This window comes from Nocardioides sp., assembly GCF_035429765.1.
GTDB lineage: Bacteria > Actinomycetota > Actinomycetes > Propionibacteriales > Nocardioidaceae > Nocardioides.
Genome location: NZ_DAOMFK010000185.1, coordinates 1 through 6,398 on the forward strand (window position 1 = coordinate 1; position 6,398 = coordinate 6,398).

Genomic DNA, 6,398 nt, shown 5'->3' on the forward strand with positions numbered 1-6,398 from the left:
CGGCACCCGTCCGGGGCAGGTCGAGCAGACCCGGGCCCTCCTGGTCGAGGCGATCATCCTCGCCGACGCCCCTCCCGCCTGACCCCGGCCAGCGCTGCCGGCCGCGGGTCCTCAGGCCGCGGACTGCCCCGACCTAGCACGGCACACTGTCACTTATCGGGGGTAGCAACCCCCACGAAGCGAGGGTTTCCCCACCCAGGGAAACCGACGGGGCTCACACCCTCGCAACCCGCCTCGCGGGTTACGAGGAGGGAGTCGCGGACGGGCTGGACGAGGGGCTGGGCGGGTTGAGCACCGGCTGGGAGGCCTCGTCGATCCGGCCGGTGATGTCGTCCATCGCGGCCTCGTCGAGGACGGTGACGGTGAGCAGCTCGTGGATCCCCGGCGCGGCGGCGGCCTCGAGCCGCGCCCACGAGTCCAGCTGCGGCGGCACCACGATGTCGCGGACGCTGGCGTTGAAGATCGCCGCGTTGGCGGGCAGCTGGGTGGGCTGCAAGAACGCGTCCGAGGTCGCCACGGCCACGTTGGCGGGCACGATGTAGCCCTGGCTCGCGACCGTGGCCACCGCCTCCTCGGAGAGCACGTTGACCAGGAAGTCGGCCGCGGCCTCGACGTTGTCGGTGTCGGCCGCGATGCACATGCCGGCCACGTCGCCGACCGTCCCGGAGCGGGTGATCCTCGGCATCGGCATCACGTCGAAGCTCAGCCCCTCGACCGTGCGCAGCTCGGGCGTGAGGTTGCGGAACCCGGCGATCATGCCGAGCTTGCCCTCCTTGAAGAGGGTGAGAGGGTCCTCTTCGGCCAGCTGTGCGGGCGTGGGCGTGACCTGGGCGTCCCGGAGCAGGGTGAGCGTGGCCTCCAGGGCACTCTGGGTGTCCCCGGTGGAGAACGCCAGCGAGGTGGGGTCCTTCGGCTCGTCGAAGACCTGCCCGCCGCCGGAGTAGATGAACGGCGCGAGTCCCTGCAGCGACGGCGCGATGTAGACCCCGCGGGTCCCCCGCGCGGGCCGGGTGGCGAACTCGGCGGCAGCGGTGAACTGGTCGAAGTTCCAGGAGTCCAGCTCCTCGGGAGCGTCCAGGCCGCGCCGGCGCATCCGGTCGAAGTCGATCAGGTCGGTGTTGTAGTAGATGACCATCGGCGAGATGGAGTAGGGCATGCACGCCAGCGAGTTGTCCCCGGCGAAGGCGGCGAGCGCGTCGCGGGCGTAGTCGTCGCCGAAGGACACACCGCGGGCGTCGAGCAGCTCGTCGACCGGCTGGGTGACGCCGTTGTCCAGCGCCCAGGCCAGGTCGCGCTGGGAGAGCATGAACACGTCGGGCACCGGCTCACCGGAGCGGAACGCCTTGGCCTGGGCGTCGCGGTCGGCCCACGGCACGACGGTCACGTTCACGTTGTCGTGCCCGGCGGTGTAGGCGCGGGCCAGGTCGGAGTAGGCCACCAGCTCGGCGTCCGGCCCGAACACCCCGAACGTCAGCGAGACCGGTGACGGGGCGGCCGTGGGTGAGGGGCTCGCCGAGGGCGTGGCCGACCCGGACCCCGTGCACCCCGCGAGGGCCGCGGCGACCAGCACCCCGACCGTCAGCAGCGCTGCACCGCCGGACCACCGACGCGACACCATGACCCCCTTCGTCCCGCGGGCCCACGACACCGCGTAGCCCACGATACCGACCATGGCAACGGGCACGCGCACGGTGCTGGGGAGTACGCCGGACCGGGAGCGCCTCACGGCGCGTGGCCGCTCGCAGCGGCTAGTTGTGGGACCCGGGGCTGCCGCGGCCCGGCGTACTCGCGTCGAGTCTAGGCCCTCAGCCCAGCCCGTGGGCCAATTCCACGTGCCCGGCGCTCTCGAGCTGCTCGGCCAGGACCAGCATCCGGGCCGCGTCGGCGCCGCTCTCGGCGGGCAGGACGGCGCGACCGGTGGCGACCACGCGGGCGAACGCTGCGGCCCGCAGGAGTACGTCGGCGAAGTCGCCCTGCGCGATGCCGCGCAGCACCTGGTCGATCATCACCTTGACCTCCTCGGGACCCGGCGGGTCCGCGACCCCGGCCACCACACGGGCGACCTGGGCGCGGAGCCGGCCGGCCTCGAACTCGGCGGCGACCCGCGCGGGCTCGGCGTACACCCAGGTGCGCAGCAGGTACAGCCGCCACAGACAGCCGGCGAGGGAGTCCGGTGGGGCGCCCGCCCACAGCTCGGCGAGCGTCTCGAGGCCCTCGGTCTCGGCCAGCAGCACCAGCCGGTCGGCGATCTCGGCGCTCTCCGCGTCCCGGGCGCCGCGGACCAGCACGGTGGCGGCGCGCTCGGCACTCTCCGTCAGCAGCGCCGGGTCCACGCCGCCGGACAGCTCGGCGAAGAAGGCGTCCCCCGGCGTCGACGGACGGTGGTGCGGGCGCTGGCTCACCGACTCAGACTACGTCGCCGTCCCGGCCAGCGCCGCCCGAACCCGCTGGTCGCTGACCCGTTCCGCGGTGCCCAGCTGCTGGGCCCACAGGGAGACGCGGTACTCCTCCAGCAGCCACCGGGCCCGGCGCAGCGCCGCTCCCGGTGCCGCGTCCCCGGGGAGCGCCGCGACCTGGTGCAGGTAGGCCTGCTGCAGGTCGGTGACGAGGTCCATCAGCTGCCGGTCACGGGCGAGCTGGTCGGGCAGCTGCTCGCGGCGCAGCTCCAACGCCCGCAGGTAGCGCGGGTAGTGCCGCAGCCGGGCCAGGCCGACCTCGCCGACGAAGCCCCGGTGCACCAGCCGCTCCAGCTGTGCGCCCATGTCGCTCAGCGCGGGCAGCAGCGGCAGCTCGGCGCGGCCGGAGAGCGCCCGTCCCGCGCTGCGCCAGGCGTCGAGCACCTCGCTGACCACGTGGACGGCGGCCAGCAGCCGGGGCTCCCGGTCGGTGCCGGCGGCGGCGAGGAGGGCGGCGTACGCCTTCGGGTCCCGTACGGGCGGGTGCGCGTCGACCAGGTCCAGGACCAGGCCCGCCTCGACGTCCTCGACGAGGGTGGCGACCGAGGGGTACGGCGACCCGGCCAGGGCGAGCTTCCCGGCGTTGCCCAGGGAGTCCAGCACGGCGCGCAGCGGCGTGGGGCCAGCGGTGTCCGCGAGCTCCACCAGCAGCAGCCGGCGGACCCCCAGCCGGTGCCGGGCCAGGGCCTCGTCCTCGGAGCCGAACACCGCGACCCCAGCCGTGCCGCCCTCGTCGACGACGGCGGGGTGGACCACCACCTCGTGCCCGGCGCGCCGCTGGGTGAGCGAGGGGGCCAGCGTCGCGAGGGTCCAGCGCCGCTGACCCGTGGCCGCGACGCCGCTGTCGGCCGCCACCTCGGCCATCGCCTCGGCGAAGCTGGGCCGCAACGGCTGCTTGAGCGCCTCGAGGTCCTTGCCGCGAGCCGCCTCCTGCCCGCGCTCGTCGACCACCCGGAACGTCGGCCGCAGGTGCGCGGGCACCTTCGACCAGTCCCACGCCTCGCGGGGCACCACCACCCCGGTGCTGGCGCGCAGGTAACGCTCGAGGGCGTCCAGCAGCGGCTCCTCGCCGGGCGGCACGGCGGCCAGGAAAGCCCGGGCGGTGTTGGGAGCGGGCACGAAGCTGACCCGCAGCGCCTTGGGCAGACTGCGCAGCAGGCTGACGACGAGCTCCTCGCGCAGCCCGGGCACGTTCCAGGAGAAGTCGTCGGCACCGACCCGGTTGAGGGTGGCGACCGGTACGTCGATGGTGAGGCCGTCCTCCACCGCGCCGGGCTCGAAGTGGTAGCGGATGGGGAAGGTGAGCCCCTCCTCCTCCCAGGTGCTGGGGTAGTCGGCCTCCTGCACCCGGCCCTCCTCCCGGGTCAGCATCTCCGGGTCGAAGGTGAGCAGGTCGGGCCGCTGCTGGCGGGCGCGGCGCCACCACTGGTCGAAGTGCGCCCCGCTGACGACCTCGGCACCCACCCGGGCGTCGTAGAAGTCGAACAGGGTGTGCTCGTCGACGACGATGCCCCGGCGCCGGGCCCGGTGCTCGAGCTCCTCGGCCTCGGCGAGCAGTCGGCGGTTCTCGGCGTAGAAGCGGTGCCGGGTGTCCCACTCCCCCTGCACCAGCGCGTGCCGGATGAACAGCTCCCGGCACAGCGCGGGGTCGATGCGGCCGTAGCTGACCAGCCGGTCCGCGACGAGCGGGACGCCGTACAGCGTCACCCGCTCGTAGGCCATCACCGCGGCCCGCTTCTTCGACCAGTGCGGCTCCGACCAGCTCCGCCTGACCAGGTGCGCGCCGAGCCGCTCGGCCCACTCCGGCTCGATCGCCGCGTTCTGCCGGGCCCACAGCCGCGACGTCTCCACCAGCTCGGCGGCCATGAGGTACTGCGGGTTCTTCCCCCGCAGCGCGCTGCCCGGGAAGATCGCGAACCTCGTCCCGCGGGCGCCGAGGTACTCCCGAGGGCCGCGCGCCCGACCGCGTGCCGGAGCACCGCCGCGGGCCGGGGACTCCTCCAGCAGCCCGACGTGGGAGAGCAGCCCGGACAGCAGGGACTGGTGGATGCCGTCGGCGTCGGGGCTGTCGGCGGGGTGGCCGACGGTGACGCGCATCTCGCGGCAGACCTGGCGCAGCTGTGACTCGAAGTCCTGCCACTCACGCACGCGCAGGTAGTTCAGGTACTCGCGCCGGCACATCCGCCGGAAGGCGCTGGAGGACAGGGCCCGCTGCTGGCTGCGCAGGTAGCGCCACAGGTTCAGCCAGGTGAGGAAGTCCGAGGACGGGTCGGTGAACCGGGCGTGCTGCTGGTCGGCCTGGGCCTGGGCCTCCACCGGCCGCTCCCGGGGGTCCTGCAGGGACAGCGCCGCCGCGATCACGACCACCTCGCGCACGCAGCCCAGCCGCTCGGCCTCCAGGATCATCCGCCCCAGCCGAGGGTCGATGGGGAGCCGGGCGAGCCGGCGGCCGAGCGCGGTGAGCCGGTGCTGCCTCGACGCCCGCTGACCGTCGGCCGACGTGCCGGACCCCACGGTCAGCGCGCCGAGCTCCTCGAGGAGCTGGACGCCGGCGGTGACGGTACGCCGGTCCGGCGGGTCGACGAACGGGAACCGGGCCAGGTCGCCCAGCCCGAGGCTGGCCATCTGCAAGATGACCGACGCCAGGTTGGTGCGCAGGATCTCGGGGTCGGTGAACTCGGGGCGGGCCGCGAAGTCCTCCTCGGAGTAGAGCCGGACGGCGATGCCCGCCTCCACCCGGCCGCACCGGCCCGAGCGCTGGCGGGCGGAGGCCTGGCTGACCGGCTCGACCGGCAGCCGCTGCACCTTGGTCCGCGTGGAGTAGCGGCTGATCCGCGCGACGCCGGTGTCCACGACGTACCGGATCCCGGGCACGGTCAGCGAGGTCTCGGCGACGTTGGTGGCCAGCACCACCCGGCGTCCGCCGTGCGGCTCGAAGACCCGGTGCTGCTCGGCCGCGGAGAGCCGCGAGTAGAGCGGGACCACCTCCAGCCCACCGCGGCGGTCGGCGGACCCGAGGTCGGCGAGGGCGTCGGCGGTGTCGCGGATCTCCCGCTCGCCGGGCAGGAACACCAGGACGTCCCCGGGGCCTTCGGCGGTCAGCTCGCGGACCGCGGCCAGGATCGCCTCGGTCTGGTCGCGGACGACCGCCTCGCCCTCCTCGTCCTGCTCGGGCAGCTCGACCAGGGGCCGGTAGCGCACCTCGACCGGGTAGGTGCGTCCGGACACCTCGATGATGGGGGCCGGGCGGCCGCGCCGGTCGGCGAAGTGTGCCGCGAACCTCTCGGGGTCGATGGTGGCGGAGGTGATGACCAGCTTGAGGTCGGGGCGCCGCGGGAGCAGCCGCTTGAGGTAGCCGAGCAGGAAGTCGATGTTGAGGCTGCGCTCGTGCGCCTCGTCGATGATGATCGTGTCGTAGCGGCGCAGCTGGCGATCGCGCTGGAGCTCGGCCAGCAGGATCCCGTCGGTCATCAGCTTGACCCGGCTGCTGCGGCTGGTGCGGTCGGTGAAGCGGACCTGGTAGCCGACCAGGTCGCCCAGCTCGGTGCCGAGCTCCTCGGCGATGCGCTCGGCCACCGACCGTGCGGCGATCCGCCGCGGCTGGGTGTGCCCGATCAGGCCGGTGCGCCCGCGGCCGAGCTCCAGGCAGATCTTCGGCAGCTGGGTGGTCTTCCCCGACCCGGTCTCTCCCGCGACGATGACGACCTGGTGGTCGCGAATCGCGGCGGCGATGTCCTCGCGGCGCTGGCTGACCGGCAGCTCCGGGGGGTAGGAGATGTGCGGCTCGCCGGTCATGGTGCCGCCCATTGTGCCGGGCTGCGGCGCCGTACCTCTGGCGGTGGGTGTCGGATTCCCCGGGCGGGTCCGCAGCGTGGAGGCAAGCAACCGGTGCGAAGTGAGAGTGTGCCGTGCTCGCGGTGACGGATGGGGCTGGTGGGACAT

3 protein-coding genes are annotated in these 6,398 nt (G+C 74.0%); all 3 read right to left on the reverse strand.

Annotated features, from left to right (window positions below):
• Positions 1-241 precede the first annotated feature (241 nt).
• On the reverse strand, positions 242-1,690 hold the full coding sequence (locus PLP61_RS13890) for an ABC transporter substrate-binding protein (protein ID WP_324503338.1): 1,449 nt from the start codon (positions 1,688-1,690) through the stop codon (positions 242-244).
• 115 nt (positions 1,691-1,805) lie between these two features.
• Entirely contained in the window at positions 1,806-2,402 is a 597-nt protein-coding gene (locus tag PLP61_RS13895) for a hypothetical protein (protein WP_324503339.1), read from the reverse strand.
• A 9-nt stretch (positions 2,403-2,411) separates the two neighbouring features.
• A complete protein-coding gene (hrpA, locus tag PLP61_RS13900; RefSeq protein WP_324503340.1) occupies positions 2,412-6,251 on the reverse strand; it encodes an ATP-dependent RNA helicase HrpA in 3,840 nt (1,279 codons plus the stop codon).
• Positions 6,252-6,398: the final 147 nt, after the last annotated feature.